General features: G+C 48.3%; 23 protein-coding genes. 7 read left to right on the top strand and 16 right to left on the bottom strand.

Annotated elements, in window-relative coordinates; translation table 11 throughout:
• Positions 1 to 15: 15 nt before the first annotated feature.
• Positions 16 to 2,328, bottom strand: a complete 2,313-nt coding sequence (locus tag B2X65_RS08040) for a TonB-dependent receptor (RefSeq protein ID WP_290611804.1) — start codon at positions 2,326 to 2,328, stop codon at positions 16 to 18.
• 154 nt (positions 2,329 to 2,482) lie between these two features.
• Between B2X65_RS08040 and B2X65_RS08035 the strand changes: the two genes are divergently transcribed.
• The 3 genes from B2X65_RS08035 (at position 2,483) to B2X65_RS08025 (ending at position 5,931) form a co-directional block, all read left to right on the top strand.
• The gene (locus tag B2X65_RS08035; RefSeq protein ID WP_290611802.1) at positions 2,483 to 3,784 is read left to right on the top strand and encodes a GntP family permease; all 1,302 of its coding nucleotides are present in this window, start codon (positions 2,483 to 2,485) and stop codon (positions 3,782 to 3,784) included.
• A 10-nt stretch (positions 3,785 to 3,794) separates the two neighbouring features.
• Entirely contained in the window at positions 3,795 to 4,964 is a 1,170-nt protein-coding gene (locus tag B2X65_RS08030; protein ID WP_290611800.1) for an E22 family MetX-like putative esterase, read from the top strand.
• A 217-nt stretch (positions 4,965 to 5,181) separates the two neighbouring features.
• Positions 5,182 to 5,931, top strand: a complete 750-nt coding sequence (locus B2X65_RS08025) for a substrate-binding periplasmic protein (RefSeq protein ID WP_290611798.1) — start codon at positions 5,182 to 5,184, stop codon at positions 5,929 to 5,931.
• 25 nt (positions 5,932 to 5,956) lie between these two features.
• Here B2X65_RS08025 and B2X65_RS08020 read toward each other — a convergent pair whose 3' ends face one another.
• The 6 genes from B2X65_RS08020 to ilvC form a co-directional block, all read right to left on the bottom strand.
• Positions 5,957 to 6,994: an ABC transporter ATP-binding protein gene (locus B2X65_RS08020; RefSeq protein ID WP_290611797.1), complete on the bottom strand. Its 1,038-nt coding sequence runs from the start codon at positions 6,992 to 6,994 to the stop codon at positions 5,957 to 5,959.
• A 2-nt stretch (positions 6,995 to 6,996) separates the two neighbouring features.
• A complete protein-coding gene (locus B2X65_RS08015; RefSeq protein ID WP_290611795.1) occupies positions 6,997 to 8,631 on the bottom strand; it encodes an ABC transporter permease in 1,635 nt (544 codons plus the stop codon).
• 29 nt (positions 8,632 to 8,660) lie between these two features.
• Complete coding sequence (locus B2X65_RS08010; RefSeq protein WP_414631414.1) at positions 8,661 to 9,680, bottom strand: Fe(3+) ABC transporter substrate-binding protein; 1,020 nt, start codon at positions 9,678 to 9,680, stop codon at positions 8,661 to 8,663.
• Positions 9,681 to 9,776: 96 nt separating this feature from the next.
• The gene (locus B2X65_RS08005) at positions 9,777 to 10,589 is read right to left on the bottom strand and encodes a TlpA family protein disulfide reductase (RefSeq protein ID WP_290611793.1); all 813 of its coding nucleotides are present in this window, start codon (positions 10,587 to 10,589) and stop codon (positions 9,777 to 9,779) included.
• Positions 10,590 to 10,599: 10 nt separating this feature from the next.
• A complete protein-coding gene (locus B2X65_RS08000) occupies positions 10,600 to 11,031 on the bottom strand; it encodes a methylglyoxal synthase (RefSeq protein ID WP_290611791.1) in 432 nt (143 codons plus the stop codon).
• A gap of 168 nt (positions 11,032 to 11,199) precedes the next feature.
• Entirely contained in the window at positions 11,200 to 12,681 is a 1,482-nt protein-coding gene (ilvC, locus tag B2X65_RS07995) for a ketol-acid reductoisomerase (RefSeq protein ID WP_290611789.1), read from the bottom strand.
• A gap of 218 nt (positions 12,682 to 12,899) precedes the next feature.
• On the opposite strand from ilvC, the gene ilvY reads away from it, so the two are divergent.
• Positions 12,900 to 13,784, top strand: a complete 885-nt coding sequence (ilvY, locus tag B2X65_RS07990; RefSeq protein ID WP_290611787.1) for an HTH-type transcriptional activator IlvY — start codon at positions 12,900 to 12,902, stop codon at positions 13,782 to 13,784.
• A gap of 55 nt (positions 13,785 to 13,839) precedes the next feature.
• On the opposite strand, the gene B2X65_RS07985 is transcribed toward ilvY, so the two are convergent.
• The 8 genes from B2X65_RS07985 to zapE all read right to left on the bottom strand — a co-directional run bounded on the left by B2X65_RS07985 (position 13,840) and on the right by zapE (position 19,999).
• Positions 13,840 to 14,250 carry a ClpXP protease specificity-enhancing factor gene (locus B2X65_RS07985; protein WP_414631416.1) on the bottom strand — a complete coding sequence of 137 codons (411 nt, stop codon included), beginning with the start codon at positions 14,248 to 14,250 and terminating at the stop codon, positions 13,840 to 13,842.
• 8 nt (positions 14,251 to 14,258) lie between these two features.
• A complete protein-coding gene (gene sspA, locus B2X65_RS07980; RefSeq protein ID WP_290611785.1) occupies positions 14,259 to 14,897 on the bottom strand; it encodes a stringent starvation protein SspA in 639 nt (212 codons plus the stop codon).
• A gap of 77 nt (positions 14,898 to 14,974) precedes the next feature.
• Positions 14,975 to 15,709: a cytochrome c1 gene (locus tag B2X65_RS07975; protein WP_414631415.1), complete on the bottom strand. Its 735-nt coding sequence runs from the start codon at positions 15,707 to 15,709 to the stop codon at positions 14,975 to 14,977.
• A 2-nt stretch (positions 15,710 to 15,711) separates the two neighbouring features.
• The gene (locus tag B2X65_RS07970; protein WP_290611783.1) at positions 15,712 to 16,986 is read right to left on the bottom strand and encodes a cytochrome b; all 1,275 of its coding nucleotides are present in this window, start codon (positions 16,984 to 16,986) and stop codon (positions 15,712 to 15,714) included.
• Positions 16,986 to 17,576, bottom strand: a complete 591-nt coding sequence (petA, locus tag B2X65_RS07965) for a ubiquinol-cytochrome c reductase iron-sulfur subunit (RefSeq protein WP_290611782.1) — start codon at positions 17,574 to 17,576, stop codon at positions 16,986 to 16,988. The genes B2X65_RS07970 and petA overlap by 1 nt, the downstream gene beginning before the upstream one ends.
• 272 nt (positions 17,577 to 17,848) lie before the next feature.
• Positions 17,849 to 18,241, bottom strand: coding sequence for a 30S ribosomal protein S9 (gene rpsI / locus B2X65_RS07960; protein WP_097112381.1), 393 nt, complete (start codon positions 18,239 to 18,241; stop codon positions 17,849 to 17,851).
• A gap of 12 nt (positions 18,242 to 18,253) precedes the next feature.
• The gene (rplM, locus tag B2X65_RS07955; protein ID WP_019675269.1) at positions 18,254 to 18,682 is read right to left on the bottom strand and encodes a 50S ribosomal protein L13; all 429 of its coding nucleotides are present in this window, start codon (positions 18,680 to 18,682) and stop codon (positions 18,254 to 18,256) included.
• A 225-nt stretch (positions 18,683 to 18,907) separates the two neighbouring features.
• Complete coding sequence (gene zapE, locus B2X65_RS07950; protein ID WP_290611781.1) at positions 18,908 to 19,999, bottom strand: cell division protein ZapE; 1,092 nt, start codon at positions 19,997 to 19,999, stop codon at positions 18,908 to 18,910.
• Between the two features lie 123 nt (positions 20,000 to 20,122).
• Between zapE and B2X65_RS07945 the strand changes: the two genes are divergently transcribed.
• The 3 genes from B2X65_RS07945 (at position 20,123) to B2X65_RS07935 (ending at position 23,190) form a co-directional block, all read left to right on the top strand.
• On the top strand, positions 20,123 to 20,569 hold the full coding sequence (locus B2X65_RS07945) for a YhcB family protein (protein ID WP_290611780.1): 447 nt from the start codon (positions 20,123 to 20,125) through the stop codon (positions 20,567 to 20,569).
• A 91-nt stretch (positions 20,570 to 20,660) separates the two neighbouring features.
• Positions 20,661 to 22,013, top strand: coding sequence for a Do family serine endopeptidase (locus tag B2X65_RS07940; protein WP_290611779.1), 1,353 nt, complete (start codon positions 20,661 to 20,663; stop codon positions 22,011 to 22,013).
• Positions 22,014 to 22,068: 55 nt separating this feature from the next.
• Positions 22,069 to 23,190 carry a trypsin-like peptidase domain-containing protein gene (locus B2X65_RS07935; protein WP_290611778.1) on the top strand — a complete coding sequence of 374 codons (1,122 nt, stop codon included), beginning with the start codon at positions 22,069 to 22,071 and terminating at the stop codon, positions 23,188 to 23,190.
• A 33-nt stretch (positions 23,191 to 23,223) separates the two neighbouring features.
• Here the strand turns inward: B2X65_RS07935 and murA are convergent, their stop codons facing one another.
• Positions 23,224 to 24,483, bottom strand: a complete 1,260-nt coding sequence (gene murA / locus B2X65_RS07930) for a UDP-N-acetylglucosamine 1-carboxyvinyltransferase (RefSeq protein ID WP_290611777.1) — start codon at positions 24,481 to 24,483, stop codon at positions 23,224 to 23,226.
• Between the last annotated feature and the right edge of the window lie 6 nt (positions 24,484 to 24,489).

Below are 24,489 nucleotides of genomic sequence, written 5' to 3'. Positions count from 1 at the left end.
AAGGTTTTTAATGGATCAGAAGCGATAAGCCACGGTTAAACTGACTTCACGCGGAGCACCATAATAACCAATTAAGGTATTGTCGCCACCTAAGCCAGGAATAAACTGACCTGGGTTAGCTGGGTCTGGCGCAATAAAGGCATAGTTGCCAATTAAATACTGCTCATCGGTCAGGTTTTTACCATGTAAGCCTACCCGCCACTGGCCATCTTTGCTTAACCAGGTCACACCCAGATTCAGCAAGCCATAGGCATCCTGCGACAACAGGTTGTCCAGTTCAACCAGGTCATAGTCACTGCGATAGGCATAGTTACCATTAAAGATAACATCACCGAAATCAGTAATCATGTCGTAGCTAAAACCCACGGTAGCGGTAGTTTCAGGCGTATTGGTAATGGTGAAACGGTCAGAAATATCAACAGCGCCTTCAACTGGATCAAAGGTCAATGCTTCTTCAAACTTTGCATCAATTAAACCAATATTGGCATAAATGTTCAGGTTGCGGCTGGCTATCCAGGTCATTTCCAATTCGGCGCCCGTTGCTTCTGAACGGCCAATGTTACCCAACCGCTGGTTAAGGGCAGTGGCATCGTCCGGATCCGGAATCACTGAAATATACTGCCGGTCTTTATGGTCCAGCATAAACAAAGTTGCGTTCAAACGCAGGCTATCATTCCAGTCACTCTTCATACCAATTTCGAATGAGTTAACGGTTTCTGGATCAGCAGCTGGCTCGGCAACGGTTGCCCGCGGGTTGAAAGTCCCTGATTTAAAGCCCTGGCTAAAGCTGGCAAATAACATCATATCCCGGCTGTGTTGATATTCGATACCAATTTTCGGGGTAAGCTTGTTCCAGCTTTCTTTGTCATCCAGCACGATAGGTGTGGTTAAACCATCTGGACGAACATAACCTGGTATCCAACCTGATTCCGGATACACAGTATCGAACACCAGACCGTTGCGAACCGTAGCGCGCTTTTCGTCTTTGGTATAACGTAAGCCTGCGGTTACAGACCACTTATCAGTTAAATCGTAACTACCCTGAGCATAGGCAGCAGAACTATCAGTATTACTGCACCCTCCTACTTCACGGGTTAAGCCAGGTGTGCCGAAGGCTCCTTGTCCCAGAACTTCCAGAATAGCATCGAACACACCACAGGAGTCAGCAGTATAGTAATACAAGCCTGATACCATTTTAAAACCATCAGTCTGATAATTTAATTGCAGTTCCTGAGTAAAGTTTTCATCGTCATAAATGGCCGGCACGTCAAATATCCGCAACGAGGTGTTGTCAAAATCGATATTTGTTGGCGAATAACTTGTCCGCTGTGACGTAATAGACTTTAAGGTGAAATTATCGTTGATGTCCCACGACGCGGTTAAACTGATACCATCAGTTTCAACTTTATTCTCGGTAGGCAAACTGGTGTATGAGTCGTAGACACTATCCGGTACCGGCGCATCAGTTAACAGACTTGGTAATAAGCGATAACCACCTTTGGCATTAGAGTCATCTTCAGTTTTGTCGTAATTCAACCGGAAAAACAAGTTGTCCACTGGCCGGTACTCTAAGGTCAGACGCAGTGCCTGTAAGTCTTTGTTGTAGTTTTCTCTGTCTTGATTTGGTAAATCGGAGATCAGAAACTGACCATAGCCATCCCGCTGTAAATTAGCATAACCTACACCCAGATACAGGGTATTGGCGATCAGTGGGATCTGGCCGGTAACTTTAACATCGCGCTGATTATAAGTACCAACGGTGCCGCTAACTGAAAACTCGGTATCACCCGTCATTTCACGCGTAACGTATTTAAGGGCACCACCAATGGTATTCTTACCATATAACGTGCCTTGCGGGCCACGCAGTACTTCTATCCGTTCTACGTTTAATATATCCAGCACCGCGCCCTGTGGCCGAGCTACATACACATCGTCAATATAGATACCGACACCAGGCTCGTACCCCCACAACGGATCTTCCTGACCCACACCGCGAATAAAAGCGGTTAGTGTTGAGTTGGTACCACGACTTGCCTGCAAAGTGGTATTAGGTGAAAACTGCTGTACTTCAACGACCGAGGATAAGCCCCGCTCTGCGATATCAGTTGCGCCAATAGAGGTAACGGCAACCGGCACTTCCTGCAAGCTTTCAACCGTACGCCGTGCGGTAACTTCAATTCGTTCCAGTTTTAATTCGGATTCTGCTGTTGCTTGCTCCTGCGCCAGTGCCGGCATTGCCAGACAGCTGCTGATAGCCAACGCTAACAGGCTGGGTTTCAGGGCCGAGCGGGTAAACTTGTGCTGTGCATTCTTATAGTTATTGGCCATCGTTGGCTCTCCTGCTGATTGATTGCAAAATGTGGTACTAACCAGTGTTGTTACTGTAGGCCTAAACGCAGAATTTTTAACCTGTACCTTAGTACTATGGTGACAATCGCCAAGCTGTATCAGACTAGCTGAAAATGATAACAAGGATTTGCCGATGTTAAGTATCTTTGGCTTACTACTGGGTTTAGGCCTGTTAATTGTATTTACGATGCGCGGCTTTAATCTGTTTATAACCGCACCATTATGTGCCCTGCTTGTCGCCGCGACTAATGGTATCCCATTTTGGCAAGTAGCTGATAAAATAGATTTTGTTCATGGTTACATGAATGGTTTTGCTGGTTTTGTCGCCGCCTGGTTTCTGATGTTTTTACTGGGTTCAATATTCGGTAAATTGATGGAGCATACCGGCGCAGCCGATGCGGTGGCGCTGGCGATTGTTAAACGCTTAGGCCATACCCGGGCAGTGCTTGCCATCGTGCTGGCCTGCGCGGTGTTAACTTACGGTGGCGTCAGTTTATTTGTGGTGGCCTTTTCAGCCTACCCGATGGCAGTCAGCCTGTTTAAGGGGGCCAATTTACCCCGGCGCTTTATCCCTGCGGCCTTAGCGTTGGGCTCAGTTACCTTTACCATGACCTCTGCCGGCTCTCCGGAAATTCAGAACTGGATCCCCATCGCCTATCTGGGCACTACGCCCTATGCCGGCTGGCAAGTCAGTATTGTCGTTGCCTTGTTTATGGCCGTCGGCGGCTATTTCAGCCTGATGTGGATGATTAAAAATGCGGTAAAAAACGGTGAGCAGTTCGTGCAGCGTGCCAGCGACCCGACCTTAACCGACAAACCTTTACCCCACTGGTTAACGGGTCTTATTCCCTTACTGGTCGTATTGGTCACCTCCTTTTTACTGCACGATGCGTTGCAACAGGCGGCATTAATTATTGCGCTGGCAGGCGGTGTAGTCAGTTTATACTTGCTTAATTTCCGCTTTCTGGCTAACCCGGCCACCGCTACTAACGAAGGGGTACTGGGCGCATTGCTGGCCATTGGTAACACGGCTGCTGTAGTAGGTTTTGGCAGTGTTGCCAAATTAACGCCCGCCTTTAGCAGCGTGGTTGATTACATGACTCACCTGCCGGGCCCTGAACTCGTCGGTGCCGCCGTAGCCGTCAGTGCTATCGCCGGTTTAACCGGCTCTGCCTCAGGCGGCCAGGCCATTGCCTTGCCGGAGATTGCACCCACCTATCTTGACCGTGGAGTGGATGCTGAGCAGCTGCACCGGGTGGTTGCCATTTCATCCGGTGCACTCGACTCGCTGCCGCATAATGGCTACGTGGTCACCACTATTCGTGCAATCTGTGGCGAAACGCATCAAAACGCTTACTGGCCCATGGCCGTAGTCAGTGTATTAATGCCGCTGCTTGGCGTAGTGCTGGCAATTACCCTGTTTCAGTGGTTTTAAGGATAATTAAATGAAATTTTTAAGTACTTTACTCCTGCTGGGGCTGCTACTGACTGGCTGCAACAGCCAGGCCATGCTGGTTGAAAAGCAAGCTTTTGAGATAGCCAATTTTAAAACCGAAAATGGCGCGCTGATAAGCCCGGCAAAAGTAGGCTGGGAAGCCTATGGTAAGCTTAATGCTGATAAATCAAATGTTATTTTGATCACTCACTTTTTCTCAGGCAGCTCGCATGCTGCTGGTAAATATAAAGAAACTGATGCAGCGCCGGGGTACTGGGACGCCATTATTGGTCCCGGCAAAGCAATTGATACTGATAAATATTATGTTATCAGCGTTGATACCCTGGTCAATGCCAATGTGTTCGACCCAACAGTAATTACCACCGGACCGGCTACGGTTAACCCGGCAACCGGCAAGCCTTATGGGTTAAGTTTTCCGGTAGTGACTATAGGTGACTTTGTTGAAGTACAAAAAGCGTTGCTCGATAACCTGGGAATTAACAAACTACATGCCGTGATCGGTGGCTCAATGGGTTCTTTTCAGGCGATTGAGTGGGCAACCCGCTATCCGGATCGTGTAGAACGGTTAATACCGGTTATTGGTACTGCTTATATCGACGCCTGGGCTGCCGTGCGCTTAGAGCGCTGGGCGTATCCGATTAAACAAGATCCGGCATGGCGTGGCGGCGACTATTACCAGCACGGCCAGCCAGAACAGGGTTTAACAACCGCGCTGGCTTATATTATCCAGGATGCGGTTTACCCGACGGGTTTCAATATGCGTTATCCGGCACCCTATACCGACAAAGCGCCCCACCAGGATATTCTGGCCAGCTTTTCTGCCTGGGATCAATTAATGGCTCACGCCAATTTACGCGCGAAAATGCAGGATGCTAATCATATTTTATATCTGATACGCGCCTCACAGTTGTATCGGGCAGGTATGGGTGAAAACTGGCAGCAAGCCTTAAGCCGCGTAACGGCCAAAACCTTATTTTTACCCGCCAGTGGCGACCAGTTACTGCTACCGACAATGGCCAAAACCAGTGCTGAAGCCATGACCGCGGCCGGCAAAACCGTGGAATATGCTGAAATTCCTGGTATTTGGGGGCATTTAGACGGTGTGGTTGGTATAGCCGCTGTTGCTGATAATATCCGTACCTTCCTGGAATCTGAATAACGACCCACGCCATTATTTTTCCTGGTTGGGATGTCGCTGAGTTAGGGCATCCCTTTTTATATACCCGTAACGTTACTGCCTGACACCACCGACAATCCCTGCACTTTAGCTGATAGAAATTTGATATTTTGTTGATTTGTTCAGCGACGCCAGCTCTTAGCTGTAAAAATATGTGACACTCTGATAATCAAAGCGTTATTAGGGGAAATACCGCGTCATGTTGAAGTTATTTAAGCTGTTATTGCTGGTGGCGCTGACCAATTGCACGGTAAGCGCCGAAGTGATACGTTTAGCCAGCAGCAATTATGATCCACATTATGGCGAGCGGCTTGCGCATCAGGGTGCAACTATTGAAATCATTCGCCAGGCTTTTGCATTGCAAGATATTCAACTGGAAGTAGACTTTTTACCTTTTGCCAGAGCATTGTACGAAAGTCAGCAAGGGCATTACACCGGTTTAGCGGCAGCCTGGTACAGTGAGCAGCGCACCGCTCATTTTTATTATTCGCAGCCACTTTACGCCAACAAGATTGTTTTTTTTAAACGTAAAAAGGACACTATCCGCTTTCAGAATTATCAGGAACTCAGAAGCCAGCACCGCAGGCTGGGCGTGGTCCAGGGTTATGCACAACCGGCAGGTTTACTTGAAAGTGGTCTGAACACCATTAGTGTCGCAACTGATGAGCAGGCTCTGGCCATGCTGGCGCTGCAGCGGGTTGACTTGGTTCCGGTCGATTTGATGACAGCATTATATATTCTGGAATTTAAGCTGCCGCAATATCAGCAACAGCTGGACTGGTTAACGCCTGAACTGGAACAACGGCCAATGTATCTGGTGCTATCAAAGAAAGATCCGGCCAATATGCAACGCATTGCGCGCTTTAATCTGGGGTTGCAACAACTCAGAGCATCAGGCCAATATCAGCACATTATCGATACTCTGCTACCACAGTATGTTAAAGAGTAACACTGCCAGACACCGGCCGGCCTGGTTAGATCCGCGGGAAAAGCACCAAGTGGTCAAGGTCAAGTCGGATGCCGATTTGCTCACCTATAGCATGGTTGTGATGGCTTAACGCTAAACAATACACCTGCTCACCACCGCTAAGTGCCAGCGTGTACAGAATGTGCGACCCCCGAAAAGATTTCTCCAGCACTTTGGCGGTAATGCCACTGGCATCATCATGCACAATATCGTCCGGGCGGATCAATACATCCACTTTATCGCCCGTATTGGCATTTTGCAGATAACGCTGATTAAAGATGCCCAGACAGGTTTGCACCCGCCTGGCATCCAGCATTTCACCCGGTAACATTACGCCCCGGCCAACAAAGTCTGCAACAAACCTGCTGGCGGGCTTATGGTATAGCTCATACGGGGTAGCCCATTGCTGCAACTTACCATGTTGCATTACCCCCACCATATCGGCCATGGTAAAGGCTTCAAACTGATCATGAGTCACCATGACTGCGGTAATTTTTAACTGCTGCAAAATCTGTCTGATGTCGCGGGCCAGCGCTTCGCGTAATTCTGCATCCAGGCTGGAAAAGGGTTCATCCAGCAATAACACTTTAGGTTCTGGCGCTAATGCTCTGGCCAGCGCCACCCGCTGCTGCTGTCCGCCCGATAACTGATGGGGATATCGGTTGGCTAAATCAGGCAACCCCACCAGCTGCAATAGCTGTTTCACTTTATCCTGCTTAAACGTGCTGCTTGTTCCTTGCAGCCCAAAACTAATATTATCGGCAACCGATAAATGCGGAAACAGGGCAAAGTCCTGAAATACCATGCCAACCCGACGTAGCTCAGTAGCTAACTGGGTCTGCTGATCACTGACCAGACGCTGCTGCAGGCTGATACTGCCACTGGCTGCCGGCTCAAAGCCAGCAATGGCCCGCAATAATGTGGTTTTTCCGCATCCAGACGGACCGACCAGACAACCAATCTGACCTTCAGCCAATGCCAGGCTAACGTCTTTTACCACGACATGCGAGCCGTAGGCGACTGCCAGCGTATCCAAAACTAACATGCTTAAGATCCTCTGCTGTTATCCAGCGTCCGTGATAATAAAATAACCGGAATAATACTGACACAGACGATCGCAAGTGCCGGCAGGGCCGCATCGGCCAAACGCTCATCTGAGGCAAGCTCATAGGTACGTACTGCCAGAGTATTAAAATTAAACGGACGCAATATCAGAGTAGCTGGCAGCTCTTTAAGTACGTCAACAAACACCAGCATCAGTGCGGTTAATACACTACCCCGTAACAGCGGCACATGTACCCGGCGCAATACCTGCAACGGGCTGGCACCCAATGAACGTGCTGCATTATCCATGCTGGGCTTAATACGTTCAAGACCGGCTTCTACGCTATGCAGTGACACCGCCAGAAAACGCACGCTGTAAGCCAGCAATAATGCAAATAAGGTACCCGATAACAGCAAACCGGTGCGGATATCAAACCATTGCTCGGCAAGTAAATCGATATTTCGGTCAAGCCAGGCCAGCGGTAGCATCACACCAATGGCTATAACGGTTCCCGGGATGGCATAGCCAAGCGCCGCTAACCTTACTGGCAGGCGCACCAGCGGATCGCGGCGCAGCCGGCTGGCATAGCCAAATAACAAGGCAAGCATTACCGACACTATTGCGGCCAATGCCGCCAGACTGAAGCTATTCCAGATTAAACGGCCAAAATCTGCGGTTAGCAGGGTTAACCAGTTAGGTAATGCCCAGCTGGCAAGCTGAATAGCGGGAATAATAAAACCGAACAGTACCGGCAGTAAACATAGCAGGGCTACCAGCACCTGGCGGCCCGGGGTCAACGGCCGCAAAGCACTGATTTGTTGCCGTTGCCCCTGAAAAAAATAACGAATTTTACGTCTTGACCATTGCTCCAGCACCAGCAACACCAGCACAAAACTACTGAGTAAAGCCGCTAGTTGCGCCGCCCCCTCCTGACTACCCATGCCAAACCAGGTACGAAAAATGCCGGTGGTAAAGGTGGCAACCCCAAAATATTGTACCGTGCCATAGTCAGCAAACGCCTCCATCATTGCCAGTGCGACCCCGGTAAGCAGTGCCGGGCGGGCCAGAGGCAACGCCACTTTCCAGAAATGCTGACGCGGGCTGAAGCCTAAGGTCCGGCTGGCTTCGAGCATACTGGCTGACTGTTCGCGAAACGCACTACGGGCTAACATATAAACATACGGATACAGCACCAGTGACAGCATCAGAATAGCGCCGCCAAGAGAGCGAATTTCCGGGAACCAGTAATCGCCATAGGCCCAGCCAAAATAGGCACGCAGGCCACTTTGCACCGGACCGGCGAAATCAAGCATGCCGGTATAGGTATAGGCAATAATATAGGCGGGCATCGCCAGTGGCAGTAATAGCAACCACTGTAACACCCTTCTGCCAACAAACTGGTACTGGCTAACCAGCCATGCCGCGCCGGTGCCAATAGCCAATGTCCCCATGCCGGTGCCAAGCGCCAGCACTAATGAATTAACAATGTAGTCGGCCAGCACGGTTTGCCGCAGATGGCGCCATACCTCAATATCAGGGCTAAACACACTGCCGAAAACGACTAATACCGGCATTGCTAACAACAATGCCGGTATTAGTACTGACCAACGCCAGATATCCACTTTAAATGGCAGCATACTACCCCGCTGCTAATCGAACCTGACCGTTAACGCCAACCTGCCCGGTCCATTACCCGAATGGCCTCGCCATTTAGCTCACCCAATTTATCCAGATTTAGCTGGTCGGCTTTAAAATCACCAAAACTTTGCAATAACTCGCTGGCTTGCACGCCCTGTACCACCGGGTATTCGTGATTTTGCTCGGCATACCACTGTTGCGCTTGCTCCGTTACCATATACTCCAGTAACCGCACCGCATTGGCTTTATTTGGCGCATAGGCAGCCACACCGGCACCTGAGATATTAACATGTACGCCGTTACCAGCTTGATCAGGCCAAAAAACTTTTACTTTTTCCGCGGTAGCGCGTTGCTCTGAGTCAGCCAGCATGCCCCCTAAATAATAGGTGTTGGCAATAGCAATATCGCAAACACCACTGGCAGCAGCACTAATTTGGTCACGATCACCACCACGTGGCGGCCTTGCAAAGTTTGCGACCAGGCCTTTTACCCATTGCTCGGCCGCTGCTACACCTTCATGAGCAATTAAACCGGCGACCATAGATTGGTTATAAATATTGTCTGAAGAACGAATACAAATGCGGCCACGCCATTTTGGACTGGCTAAATCGGCATAGGTTGATAATTCTTGCGGGCTCACCTTACCTGGCACATACATAATGGGCCTGGCTCGCATGGTCAAACCGTACCACTGGCCAGCGGGATCACGTAGTTCTGCAGGAATAGCCGTGTTCAGTTTCTCAGACTCTATGCTTTGCAATACACCCTGAGTTTTAGCCCGGTATAAGCGGCCGACGTCGGTACTAATCAATACATCGGCCGGGCTGTTGCGGCCTTCACTGGCCAATCGGCTAATGAGTTCGTCGGGTTTACCGGTGATCAGATTAACCTTGATACCGGTGTCCTTGGTAAAGTCATCCAGCAACGGTTTAATCAGCTCTTCCTGACGGGCAGAATAAATATTTACTTCACTGGCCATTGCCGAAACGGCACTAAACAAGGCGCTGGCAAGGGCAGAAACAATTAATAATGTCGGTTTAATACGCATAAGGAATAACTCCAACTTCAGGCTAACGTGCAGGGTTATTATATAAACATAAACGCGAATTATTCTCAATAAGTTTGCGATCTATATTTAAAATATTTATTCTGAAGTTACGCCCAGTTGTTGCAGGCTTTGCGCCAGACTAGCTGCTGATAATTCACCCATATGGCTTTTTAGCAACTGCCCCTCTGTGCCAAAATATAGGGTTACCGGTAAACCATGTGTCCCAAGCTGAGTGGCTAACTGGCCTTGCCGGTCCAACAACAAATATTGAAATGCTAACCCCGCCTGCTGCAGGTATTGCTGCACAGTCTCGGGATGTTCGCGCTGATTAAGCAGAACAAAGCGCACATCTGGATACGCTTGCTCAGCTTGCTGCAATACCGGCATCTCCCGACGGCAAGGCGGACACCAGGTAGCCCACAAATTAACCACGGTGATCTGGCCGCGGCCCAGATCTGCTAAATTAACGCTATCACCCTTTAACTGCTGTAAAGTCAGCTCGGGTAAGGTAGCTTGCTGGCGGCCAACATAAATAACAGCGCTAAACACACCAAATAACATCGTTACCGTTAATACCCCAGCCAGCAAAGCTTGCCGCTGCTGTTGGCGTCGCCATAGCAGCCAGACTAAAATCATCAACGCTCCGATCAAGGTAGCTGTAATATCAAAACCACGGTCACGGATATCCAGCATCTGCCAGACACTGTCATAGCTGTCTGCAAACCGGGCGACAAACACCAGCCGGCCAAATAGTAAGCTGCCCAGTAGTAATGTTAACAGCGGATCGGTAACCGAGACGTTATATTTGCGGCCGACCAGTGCGGCAACTAATAGCCCGAGCAGTACACTGATTAATAGCAATAAGGGGCTTAAAGGTAAGGCCAGCGGCCCAAGGTTTACTGCTGTCATCAGGCCTCTCTTATGCTTTAGTCATGCGTTGATTATGTGCTGAAAAATCAGGCACCTCCCGCTGGTAATCTTGCTGGTAAAGGCTGGAATGAATAATAAAATCGGCTGTGGCACGATTACAGGCCACCGGAATATTCCACACCACCGCTAAGCGGATTAAAGCTTTAACATCAGGATCATGCGGTTGGGAGGATAACGGATCCCAGAAAAAAATCAGCCAATCTATTTTTTGCTCGGCAATTAACGCCCCTATTTGCTGATCACCGCCAATCGGGCCGCTGGCCATGCATTGCACTGGTTGCTGTAAAGTATCAGCAATCAGCTTGCCGGTAGTACCGGTCGCAACCAGGTTTTTGTCGGCAAAAAACGCTTTGTGTTTGCTAATCCATTCTAATAAGGTGGCCTTTTTACCATCGTGTGCCACCAGAGCAATATTTTTCATAAGGTTACCTGCATTAACTATTTAGCTGACCATACACTCAAAAAAAAGCCCCGACAAGCGGGGCAAAACAACCAAGGTCCACGTATAACATCGTTATTGGTCTGGCGTTAACTGAAGCAATGCTTCCGGGCTAACCACCATTAACCACATCATTCTTTTTGCAGCGGTTTAGCCCGCGTCTACAATTCGTTTCATCGCCGTCATATAACCCCGTAGTTTTTTACCAACCTGCTCTACCGGGTGCTGCCTGATGGCATCATTTACCGCAATTAACTTTAAGTTGTCCACGCCGTTTTGGCTGTGGCTTAACCCTTTGCCAATATACTCACTGCTTAAGCTGTTTACCTTATCACGCAGCAATGGCACAGCAGCATGGGCGAACAGGTAGTTGCCGTATTCAGCGGTATCGGAAATCACCACATTCATTTCATACAAGCGCTTACGGGCGATGGTATTGGCAATTAACGGTGTTTCATGCAGCGACTCATAATATGCCGATTCTGCAATAATTCCGGCATCTACCATGGTTTCGAAGGCCAGTTCTACTCCGGCCTTTACCATGGCGACTAGCAAGATACCGCGGTCAAAATAGTCTTGTTCAGTAATTTTCTCAGCTGATACCGGTGCTTGTTCAAAACCGCTATCACGGGTTTGCTCTCGCCAGGTCAGCAGGTTTTTATCATCATTGGCCCAGTCAGCCATCATGGTGCTGGAAAACTCACCGCTGATGATATCGTCCATATGCTTTTCAAATAGTGGCCGTAACGTTACTTTTAGCTCTTCTGCTAAATCATACGCTTTAATTTTCGCCGGGTTGCTTAGGCGGTCCATCATATTGGTGATGCCGCCGTGCTTCAGCGCTTCAGTGACCGTTTCCCAGCCATACTGAATAAGCTTAGCGGCATAACCGGCTTCCGTACCTTCTGCTACCAGTTTATCAAACGCCAGAATAGCTCCGGTTTGCAACATGCCGCACAGAATAGTTTGCTCACCCATTAAATCTGATTTTACTTCAGCAATAAAAGACGACTGCAACACGCCGGCTCGGTCGCCGCCGGTTGCCGAAGCATAGGCTTTCGCTACGGCTAAACCCTGAGCCTTCGGGTCGTTTTCTGGGTGCACGGCAATCAGGGTTGGCACACCAAAGCCACGCTTGTATTCTTCCCTTACCTCGGTACCCGGGCACTTCGGCGCCACCATCACCACCGTGATATCAGGCCGGATTTGCTTACCTTCTTCAACAATATTAAAGCCATGCGAGTAAGCTAAGGTCGCGCCCTGTTTCATTAATGGCATAACCGCATCAACCACACTGCTATGTTGTTTGTCTGGCGTCAGGTTTAGAACTAAATCAGCCTGCGGGATCAGCTGCTGGTAAGTACCCACCGTAAAGCCATTGCTGCTGGCTTTTTCAAAAGATGCGCGTTTTTCACTAATCGCTTCTTCACGCAATGCATAGCTTATGTTTAAGCCAGAGTCGCGCATATTCAGGCCCTGGTTTAAACCCTGAGCGCCGCAGCCGACAATAACGATATTCCAGTCTTTAATGAAACTGCAGCCATCGCTGAACTCACTTTTATCCATAAAGCGACATTGGCCCAGCTGCTGCAGCTGCTGACGTAAACTTAAGGTATTAAAATAATTACTCATACAATTTCTCAGAATTCAGTTTAGCGGATAAGCCAGGCTTACCTTACGCATTTGTGCTTGCTCTCCATCGCTACTCACGATAGTGGGGCACCATGACAAACAGATTACGTCGATGGGCCGGCAGACTGCGTTAATGAATTCATAATAGCCACAGCAATCTATTGCGTGAAGTGATATATTTAAAACTCTGTATTTCATTTTATGCAATAGGGTTATTTATGGACATTCGCAGTGCCCAGCTATTCCTGCACTTAGCCTCCAGTCTGAATTTTGCTAAAACCAGCGAACAGATGTTTGTCAGCCCCTCAACTCTGACCCGGGTGATCCAGCGGCTGGAGGAAGAACTTGGCGTCCTGCTGTTCAACCGCGATAAACGCTCTGTGTTGCTGAGCAAAGAAGGTATCAGAGTGCAGCAGTTTGTCCGGCTCTGGCTGGACGAGTGGCATCAGTTGCAGCTTGATTTACAACTGGCCAGTGCTGAACTAACCGGCGAAATACGGCTTTTTTGCACCGTAACTGCCAGTTATAGCCATTTACCCGCTATTTTGGATAAGTTCCGCCTGCAATGTCCAAAGGCCGAAATTAAGCTAACTACCGGCGATGCCGCGATGGCGTTTGAGAAAATTAAAGCGGATGATGTCGATATTGCTTTGGCCGCTTATCCAACCCATTTGCCTGCCACCATGAGTTTTCAGCGCATTGCCCAGTTGCCGGTCTGGCTGATTGCGCCGGTTATTCCCTGTAGAGTAAATGATTTACTGGCAGCGGCAACGATCAACTGGAATGAGATCCCACTGGTTCAGTCTGACCATGGCCCAGCCCGCTCCCGCTCAGATCAGTGGCTGGCAGCCAGTAACATTAAACCCAGAGTGGCAGTGAAAGTAGATGGCCACGAAGCCATGGTATCGATGGTGGCATTAGGCAGTGGTGTTGCCGTGGTACCCGAGCCGGTAATTCAACATAGCCCGGTGAGAGACCGGGTACGGATATTGGATATTAGCTATTCGTTTCAACCGTTTGAGCTTGGAGTGTGCATGCTGAGTAAAAAAATAGAGCAGCCGTTGTTAAAAGCATTCTGGCAGTTAGCCGCTACAAAAAAATAAAACTGCCAATGGCAGCTTTATTACAAACATTTTCTTACGCAAATACGCAAAAATTCTACTTAACAACCTTCAGGTGGCTGCCTTTTTTGGGCTTAGGTGGCTCTGGAGTATTATCATCCTCAAAAGGTTCTGAGAACAATTCCGCATCTTCCTCTTCTTCTTCAAGGGTAAATACCGTACCTGCACCATTTTCCTTAGCGTAAATGGCTAACACCGCCTTTACCGGAATATGTAACGCAAACGGCTGACCACCAAAACGGGCACTAAAGGTAATAGCTTCATTACCCAACTGCATGTTTCCCACCGCCGAGGGCAGAACATTCAAAACGATCTGGCCGTTCTGTACAAACTGCTGTGGTACTTTTACCTGCGGATAGCTGGCATCTACCACCAAATACGGCGTACAGTCGTTATCAACTATCCATTCGTAAAACGCCCGCACTAAGTACGGACGGTTTGGTGACATTGCCGCCATTACAAACGCATCCCGCGCCGTATTTCCCGCTCGGCTTCAGTTAATGAAGCCTGAAACGCATCACGTTCAAAAATACGTGCCATGTAGTTTTTCAGCTCTTTGCTGCCCGGGCCCTGGAATTCAATACCCAGCGTCGGTAAACGCCACATCAGCGCTGCCATATAGCAATCAACTAAACCAAATTCTTCACTCATGAAAAATGGAGTTTCGTTAAATAACGGCGCCAGTGATAGTAAGCCTTCTTTTAATTCCTGACGGGCGTTTTCAGCATCGTCAGCATTGCTTAATACTTTTTCTGCCAGACTATACCAGTCGTTTTTAATACGATACATCATTAACCGGGCCTGGCCGCGGGCTACCGGATACACCGGCATTAGCGGTGGATGTGGAAAACGCTCATCCAGGTACTCCATAATAATGTCGGCCTGATATAGCGCAAGTTCTCGGTCAAGTAATGTCGGTAAGCTGCCATACGGGTTAACTTCGTATAAATCTTCTGGCAGGTTATCCTGAGCTACCTGAAGGATATCAACAGTTACGCCTTTCTCGGCCAGGACAATACGTACCTGGTGGCTGTACATATCATCAATGGCTGTGAATAGTGTCATCACAGGGCGTTTATTGGCAATGATCGCCATTTATTCCTCCGGTAAAATAAAAAACGGCAAAGGGGCGCTAAGGCCCCTGGTATCTCAATACTAGTTAAATCAACTAATTAGTGAACATCTTTCCAGTATTCTTTCTTCAGTAAGTAAGCCAGCACCAAGAAAATCAACAAGAATATCATTACTTTGTAACCCAAAGCATGGGCTTCCAGCTTGGTTGGCTCGCCTACGTATTCCATGTAGTTTACCAGATCTGCCACAGCACGATCATATTCTTCTTCGCTTAGCTCGCCACTACCATCGGTTTTAATGCCAACGTAAACCTGTTTAGGCTCACCATCAACTAACCGGGTTTCATAAGTTTTGCTTGGCAACCCCTGCAGCTCTTGCAGAACATGCGGCATACCTACCAATGGAAAAACTTCATTGTTTACGCCAAAAGGCCGGCTATCATCCGCATAAAAAGCGCGTAGATAGGTATATAACCAATCCGGACCACGTACCCTTGCAACGTTGGTTAAATCTGGCGGCGTGGCGCCAAACCACTTCTCACCATCTTTCGCCGACATGTTATTGGTAATATGGTCACCCACTTTTTCGCCGGTAAACATCAGATGTTCCATACCCAGCTCTTCCGGGATGCCCAGGTCGGCAAAAGTACGCGAATAACGCTGATATTGCATTTGATGACAACCCAGACAATAGTTCTGGAATAAACGGGCGCCGTTTTGCAATGACGCTTTATCGGTCAAATCAATTGGCGCTTTATCCAGTTGTACTGAAGGGCCCGCTGCCATGGCCAGAGAAGAAGCTAATAATGCGACAGCAGACAATAACGTTTTCATCATCAGGTAACCCTCACTGGTAATGGCTTGGTGTTTTCATTCTTACTGTAGAAAAACAGCAACACAAAGAATCCAAAATACGTAAACGAGAATATCTGGGCCAGTAAGGTATAAACACCTTCCGCGGGTAATACGCCAAGCACACCCAATGCCACAAAGCTGATGCAGAAATTAATCAGGTTTACTTTGTGCAAGCCACTACGATAACGCACTGAACGCACCTTGCCCCGGTCCAGCCATGGCAACAATGCCAGTGCTACGATTGCAGCGAACATTGCTACGGCACCCATAAACGGATGAGGAATGGCCCTTAAAATGGCGTAGAACGGTGTGAAATACCACACTGGTGCAATATGTGCTGGTGTCTTTAACGGGTTTGCCGGTTCAAAGTTTGGTGGCTCAAGGAAATAGCCGCCGCCTTCTGGCAGGAAGAAAATAACCCAGGCAAAAATTAACAGGAAACCAGCCACACCCACCAGATCTTTCACCGTGTAGTATGGATGGAAAGGTATCGCATCAACGATAATCTTCTTACCACCGCGGGTAAAGTATTGATGGAACGTAAATTTCTTGTCTGCTTCCGTTTGTTCAACACTGCCGTCGTTATCTTTCTTAATGTCGATACCGTCAGGGTTATTCGAGCCGACTTCATGCAGCGCCATAATGTGTAAAAACACCAGAATAACCAGTACCAATGGCAAGGCTATAACATGCAAGGCGAAGAAACGGTTTAAGGTTGCACCGGAAATAACATAGTCGCCACGGATCCACAGGGTTAAGTCTTCACCAACAAAAGGTATGGTACCAAAAATGCCGATAATAACCTGCGCACCCCAGAACGACATCTGGCCCCAGGGTAATAAGTACCCCATAAAGGCTTCAGCCATCAGTACCAGGAAAATTAACATACCGAAAATCCACAGTAATTCCCGTGGCTTCTGATAAGAGCCGTACATCATACCACGCAGCATATGCAGGTAGACTACAACGAAAAATGCCGAGGCACCGGTGGAGTGCATATAACGTAGCAACCAACCGTAATCAACATCACGCATGATGTATTCAACAGAAGCAAACGCGCCTTCAGCAGACGGTTCGTAATTCATCGTTAACCATATACCGGTAACAATCTGGTTAACCAGCACCAACATGGCCAGAGAGCCAAAAAAGTACCAGAAGTTAAAATTCTTTGGTGCCGGATACTGCATAACATGCAGGTTCATCTTATCCATAAAGGGTAAGCGGTATTCAATCCAGCTCATCAGGTTTTTAAACATCAGACAACCCCCGCATCTTCACCAACCACAATGGTGTTATCATCGATAAACATATGTGGCGGTACCACTAAATTGGTAGGAGCCGGCACGCCCTGGAAGACCCGACCCGCCATATCAAACTTAGAACCATGACAAGGACAAAAGAAACCAGCCCGGATGCCTTCAACCTGAGCTGAAAAGTCATTTGGCAGATAAGAAGGTGAGCAGCCGAGGTGAGTACAAATTCCGACAGCAATAAAAATTTCCGGTCTGATTGAGCGGTGCCGGTTTTGAGCATAAGCAGGCTGCTGTGCGACATCGGATGACGGATCACGCAGTTTATTTTCGGTTTTCTCTAACTCAGCCAGGGTTTCCTCTGTGCGTTTTACTATCCACACCGGCTTGCCCCGCCACTCTACCCGGATTAACTGCCCTGGCTCGAGTTTGCTTATGTCTGCAGTGACTGCAGCACCGGCTTGTTTAGCCCGCTCACTCGGATTCCAGGATGCAATAAAGGGCACAGCCACTCCAATAGCACCCACGCCTCCCACTACTGAGGTAGCAATGGTAAGGAAGCGGCGGCGACCATGATCTACAGGCGCATTGCTCATCCACTCATCTCCACGTTAACGCTTAACATAAAAAAATTTAAGCGGCTGAATTCCAGCAATTATTATAAGTTTAAAAAATAACGCCGATCATAATGAAAAGCCCTGCTTTACACAAGGTTTAAGGTAGGATGAATAGCTAATATATCAGGCATTCAAAGGCATAAACAGCAACAAAGCGTTACAGTTCAGGGCTTACAGCCATGGTTTATTTGAAAACGAAAAAAATAAAAAACCCGGCATATAAGCCGGGTTTTTGTGGTACCAGAAGCGAATTAACGCTTTGAGTACTGTGGACGCTTACGTGCTTTACGCAGACCGACCTTCTTACGTTCAACTTTACGAGCATCACGCGTTACGAAGCCTGCTTTACGCAGCGCTGGACGTAGTGACTCGTCAAATTCCATCAGTGCACGGGTGATACCGTGACGGATAGCACCGGCCTGACCGCTGATACCACCACCTTTAACAGTGATGTACAGGTCAAATTTCTCAACCATATCAACCAGTTCTAAAGGCTGCTTCACTACCATACAGGCAGTTTCGCGGCCGAAGTACTCAGTCAGAACGCGCTGGTTGATAACGATGTTACCTGAACCAGCTTTTAAGAAGACGCGGGCCGTTGAGCTTTTACGACGACCAGTTCCGTAGTATTGATTCTGTGCCATGTTATGCTCCGATTAAATATCTAAAATTTGCGGTTGCTGAGCAGTGTGTTGATGCTCTGCGCCAGCGTAAACTTTTAACTTACGGAACATAGCGCGGCCTAATGGGCCTTTTGGCAACATACCTTTGATGGCAGTTTCCAGAACCATTTCAGGTTTTTTCGCGATCAGCTTCTCGAAGCTGATTTCCTTAATACCGCCTGGGAAACCAGTATGCGAGTAATACATTTTGTTTTTCGCTTTATTACCAGTAACAGTTACTTTCTCAGCATTGATAACGATGATGTAATCACCGGTGTCAACATGAGGCGTATACTCTGGCTTATGCTTGCCACGTAAACGAGCAGCGATTTCTGTTGCGATACGACCCAGTGTTTTACCGTTTGCATCAACAACGTACCAGTCGCGTTCTACGCTTTCTGGCTTTGCAGTAAAAGTTTTCATCTAAACCTATTCCAAATAAACTTAAGTTACACCTAACATTGCGCAGGGCTGTTGCTAACAATGTCGTAATCGCACCCCTTCGAGTACAAAAACTACCGGGCTAACGGCAGTATGAGGCTGTAACGTAGGCCGGGCGCGGATTATATATTAAACAATTACAAAGATCAGCCCTGATAATGAAAAAATATCATAAATGTTGCAGTTTACCGTTACTGCCGACGCTAATCAGGGTAAATGGGGCGCGGCCAGATAATCACGTGACTGCATTTCCTGCAGCCGGCTGATACAGCGCTTAAATTCAAACTCCAGTAAGCCCTCGGTATATAAGCGTTCCAATGCAACCTCTGCCGAGATGATCAGTTTTACCTGGCGCTCATAAAACTCATCAACCAACGCGATAAAACGACGGCTGACATCTTCATTATGACGCCCCATTGGTTTAACACCCGCCAGCAATACGGTGTGATAACATCTGCTGAGCTCCATATAGTCGTATTGGCTCCGCGCACTTTCGCACAAGGTGCCAAAAGAAAACCAGACAATACCGTCGGCCTCAGCTAACGCGTTTAGCTTTCGGTTGGCTACCTCAATCTGGCACGCACTCTGACGTGGCTCTACTGACAGGGCCATAAAGTACTGTTGTAAATTCTGCTCAGCCTGCTGATCTAATGGATAGTGATAAATTTCAGCTTGCTCCAGTGTCCGCAACCGGTAATCTATTCCGCTATCCACATTGAAAACCTGGCAATGTTGTTTAATCAAATCAATGGCCGGTAAAAAACGGGCACGTTGCAAACCATTGCGATACAGGCCATCGGGTTCAATGTTGGAAGTAGCCACTAATGTGATTCCTCTGGCAAATAAACCCTGCATTAACGTGCCTAAAATCATCGCGTCAGTAATGTCTGAGACAAAAAATTCATCAAAGCAAATGATATCGGTTTGCTTACTAAAATTATCAGCAACCTGCTCAAGCGGATTTTTCACTCCCTTTAGCGCTTTAAGATCTTCATGTACCCGGTGCATAAATCGATGAAAATGAATTCTCATTTTACGTTTGGTTGGCAAACATTCATAAAACGTATCGACCAGATAGGTTTTACCGCGGCCAACCCCGCCCCAGAAATATAAGCCTGTCAGCGGCTTTGCCTGTGGAGTACCTGCTCTTAGCTTTTGCCACCATGACTGACGTTGCGGCAGTTTCTGGACAAAATCGTCGTAAAGACGCTGTAGTTGCTTAACCGCATATTCCTGTGCCGTATCATGATGAAAATCGGGCCGGGTTAAATCTTGCTGATATTTTTCTGCTGGCGTCATGGGCAATTGCTGTAAACTTAGTTGGTTTAGCTGGAAAAACAGGCGATAATAATAACATGCCTTACCACTCAAGCTAAGAAGTTAAGGTACACTGGTGACAGAATTTACTATTTAGGAGTTGATATGGATCTCACGTTCGCCCTGGCGGGTCTGGCAGTTGGTTTAATTGTGGGCTCGATTCTGGCCAGATTATACAGTTTGAAGCAATTTAACAGCCACAAATTGCAACAAGAGCTTGATGCCAGTCGCCAGCAACTGAATCAGTACCGTCAGGATGTTTCACAACATCTGGATGTCACTAACCAGTTAATGACCCAGCTACAAGACAACTATTCACGGATCGCCCGCCATGTGCAGCAGTCTAAAATGCAGTTGGTTGAGCAACCGCCAGCCAGTAAAAATTCTGATTTAAATTACTTGTCTACCGACGCCGCCGACCATATTAAACAGTCGCTGCATCAGATTGATGAAAAACGCCGGGTTTATTCAGCTGTTGACGAGCAACCCCGCGACTACTCTGGCGAAGCCAGCGGTTTGATTAAAGAGCGCAAACTGAGTAAATCCGAGTAATACTTCGTTACATAACGCTGTAAACAAACGCTGAACTTTTTCTATGCCATAACGTTCTTAGTCGCATGTATGTGAAGGAGACTGTTACGCGATGAAGATGAAATTGTCTGTGTTACACGCTGCTATTCTGGCAGCAACCTTGGCCGCACCTGCCAGCACTGTGCAGGCTGCGTTACCTTTCTTTAATTCAGATAAACAAGAGATGCCCTCTCTGGCACCGATGCTGGATAAAGCGACTCCGGCGGTAGTTCATATCTCTGTTGAGGGCAGCCGTGAAGTACGCCAGCGCATTCCTGATGCGTTCCGTGAGTTTTTCGGACAACGAGGCGAGGGCAATCAGCGTCAGGAACAGCCATTCAGTGGCCTGGGCTCAGGCGTTATCATTGATGCCGAAAAAGGTTATATCGTTACCAATAACCATGTGGTGCAAGACGCCGATAAAATTCAGATAAAGTTAAAAGATGGCCGCAGCTTTACCGCGAACAAACTCGGGGCCGATCCACAAAGTGATATAGCGCTATTGCAAATTGAAGCGAAAAACCTGGTACAAATTCCGTTAGCCGATTCAGATAAACTGCGCGTAGGTGACTACGCCATAGCTATCGGTAACCCCTTTGGGCTAGAGCAAACCGTTACCTCGGGTATTGTCAGCTCGCTAGGGCGCAGTGGTTTAAATATGGATGGCTTCGAAGACTTTATCCAGACCGATGCTGCCATCAACCGGGGCAACTCAGGTGGTGCCCTGGTAAACTTACGAGGCGAACTGATTGGCATTAATACCGCGATCCTCGGCCCCAACGGCGGTAACGTCGGTATTGGGTTCTCTATCCCTTCTAACATGATGAAGAATCTGGTTGATCAGATCATTGAATTTGGCCAGATCCGCCGCGGCAGTCTGGGTGTGCGGGGGAATGATGTTAATTCAGAACTCACTGAAGCGCTGAATTTAAACGTGAGCAAGGGCGCCTTTGTCAATGAAGTACTGCCAGATACCGCCGCCGCAAAGGCCGGCTTAAAAGCAGGTGATGTTATTGTCAGCATGAATGGTAACCGTATTCAAAGCTTTAATGAGCTACGGGCCAAAATTGCGACCCTGGGCGCAAATCGTAAAGCGGAACTGGGTATTTTGCGCGATGGTAAAGAGCGCAGCGTTACTGTAACCCTGCAAGAACTGGCAAGCGGTCAACTAGCCGCCAATCAACTTCATCCGATGCTGCAAGGCGCCATTCTTAATAACGGTGAGCGGGGAGTCGAAATTACTGAGTTAGCCAATGGTTCGGTGGCAGAGCAGATAGGCTTACGTCAGGGCGATATCATCACCGGTGTTAATCGGCAACGGGTCAGTAATCTGGCAGATTTACGACAGATACTCGAAGGCCGTCAGGGAGTGGCAGCGCTGTATATTCGCCGCGGTAATGACGACCTTTATATCTTACTCCGATAGCGCAAATTGGCTTAAGCAGTAGCTAAGTGGCTACTGCTTAAGCATAATTAATGCTATGCTAGCTGTACATATTTTTTGCTACCAGACTGCTGTGCGAATTATCTTCTTATTTATTCTCAAAAGTGTCGTTTACGGCCTGGCGCTCGCGCTGGTCATTCTGCTATTTTTTCCCAAGCTTACCGGAATTAGCCTGCCAACCTGGCAAAACCAGAGTGAACAAGCTGAACCTGCACCGGTGTCCTACGCCAGCGCAGTTAGAAAAGCCGCCCCGGCCGTCGTCAATGTTTATACCCGCAGCAGAGTTATCGACCCCAGGGGATTTCAACCCCGCTCAATTGAACGCCAGGAGCTGGGCTCCGGGGTTATTATGAGCGCTAAGGGTTATATATTAACCAATCACCATGTTGTTTCAGGTGCCGACCATATAGAAGTTGCATTGCAAGACGGCCGCTGGCTGGAAGCGGTGTTAATTGGTCAGGATGTTATCTCAGACCTTGCCGTTTTATACGTTCAGGCTGATAACTTGCCAGTGATACCTCAGGATTTCGATTTGGACTCACAAGTAGGCGATGTGGTGCTGGCGATTGGCAACCCACTTAACCTTGGCCAGACCATTACCCAGGGAATTATTAGTGCAAATGGCAACACGGGTCTCAGTTCACGCGGCTATATCGACTTTATGCGAATGGATGCGGCAATAAATAAAGGTAATTCTGGCGGCGCGCTGGTCAATACCAACGGCACCTTAGTCGGAATTAATGCAGCGGCGTTTCAATTGCAGAATCAGGAAATCCAGGGCATATTTTTTGCGGTGCCTTATCAACTGGCACAGAACATAATGCAGAAGCTGATAAAACATGGCCGGGTGACCCGCAGCCACTTAGGCGTGTCGGGTGATCCTGTGGTGAATGCTGCTGGTGACAAATTAGTCTCTACCGGCCAGAAAATGTATGGCCTGGCTCTAACCGCGATAAGTCCTGGCGGACCGGCTGATGAAGCAGATTTACAAATTGGGGATGTTATTCTGAAAATTGCCGGCGAGCAATTTTCAGACACTCGCCAGGCATTGAATCTTATTGCTGAAACAGCGCCGAATACTGAATTAGTGCTGACCATTAATCGCAACGGCCAGATCCTGGAAGTACCGACCGTAGTGCGGGAACTCCGCCGCGGTTAAGCGGCGGTTATTGGTTTTGCGATGACGGATTGACTACGCTGCGTCAATCCGTTCAATTTTTGCACCTAGTCTTTGCAGCTTGTCTTCAATTCGCTCATAACCACGATCGATATGATAAATTCGCTCTACCAGTGTTTGCCCTTCAGCAACCAAACCGGCAATCACTAAACTTGCCGACGCCCGTAAGTCAGTTGCCATGACCTGAGCTGCCATCAGTTTTGGGCTATGCTGGCACACCGCAGTGTTACCTTCCAGCCTTATTTTAGCACCCATTCGCTGTAATTCTGGTACATGCATAAAACGGTTTTCAAAAATGGTTTCGGTGACGACACCTACCCCTTCGGCAACCACATTCAGCACGGTGAACTGAGCTTGCATATCGGTTGGAAAACCAGGATGAGGTACAGTTTTTACATCAACAGAGGTGAGCTTGCGTCCCGTCATATTAAGCCGGATCCAGTCCTGACCTGTTGTTATGTCAGCACCTGCTTCACGTAGTTTTTCCAACACCACTTCTAACTCTGAGGGGTCCGCACTGACACAGGTAACATCGCCACCCGTAACCGCAGCCGCCACCAGAAAGGTACCCGTTTCAATTCGATCTGGCAGTACCCTGTGCTCACCACCTTGTAAAGCGCTGACGCCTTCAATGCGTATAGTGTCGGTACCGGCACCGGTGATTTTTGCACCCATGGTATTCAGGTACGCTGCTAAATCAACCACTTCAGGTTCGCGTGCTGCATTTTCAATGGTGGTAGTGCCGTCCGCCAGCACCGCGGCCATTAACAGGTTCTCAGTACCGGTCACACTGACCATTTCCATAATAATATGGGCGCCTTTCAACCGACTGGCCCGCGCCTTAATATAACCATTTTCAACCTGAATTTCGGCACCCATTTTACGCAGGCCATCGATATGCAGATTCACCGGGCGGGCGCCGATAGCGCAACCGCCGGGTAATGATACTTCAGCCTGACCGAAGCGGCTCAGTAAGGGACCAAGCGCTAAAATAGAGGCCCGCATGGTTTTCACTAACTCATAGGGTGCATACTGGTTATTAATCTGACCGGCATCAACGGTAACACTGTTGGTTTCAACAGTTAGTTTAGCCCCAAACAGCTGCAGCAGTTGATAAGTGGTTTCAATATCTTTCAGTTTAGGCACATTGGTTATTGTGCTTGGTTTTTCAGACAGAATACTGGCGAATAAAATAGGTAACGCGGCATTCTTCGCACCTGAGATAATTACCTCACCTTGCAAAGGACCACTGGCAGTAACACGGAATTGTTGCATAATATG

This window comes from Arsukibacterium sp. UBA3155, assembly GCA_002364615.1.
Taxonomy (GTDB): Bacteria; Pseudomonadota; Gammaproteobacteria; order Enterobacterales; family Alteromonadaceae; genus Alishewanella.
Note: the sequence above shows the minus strand (reverse complement) of the source record. Positions and strands in the feature narration are given on the sequence as shown.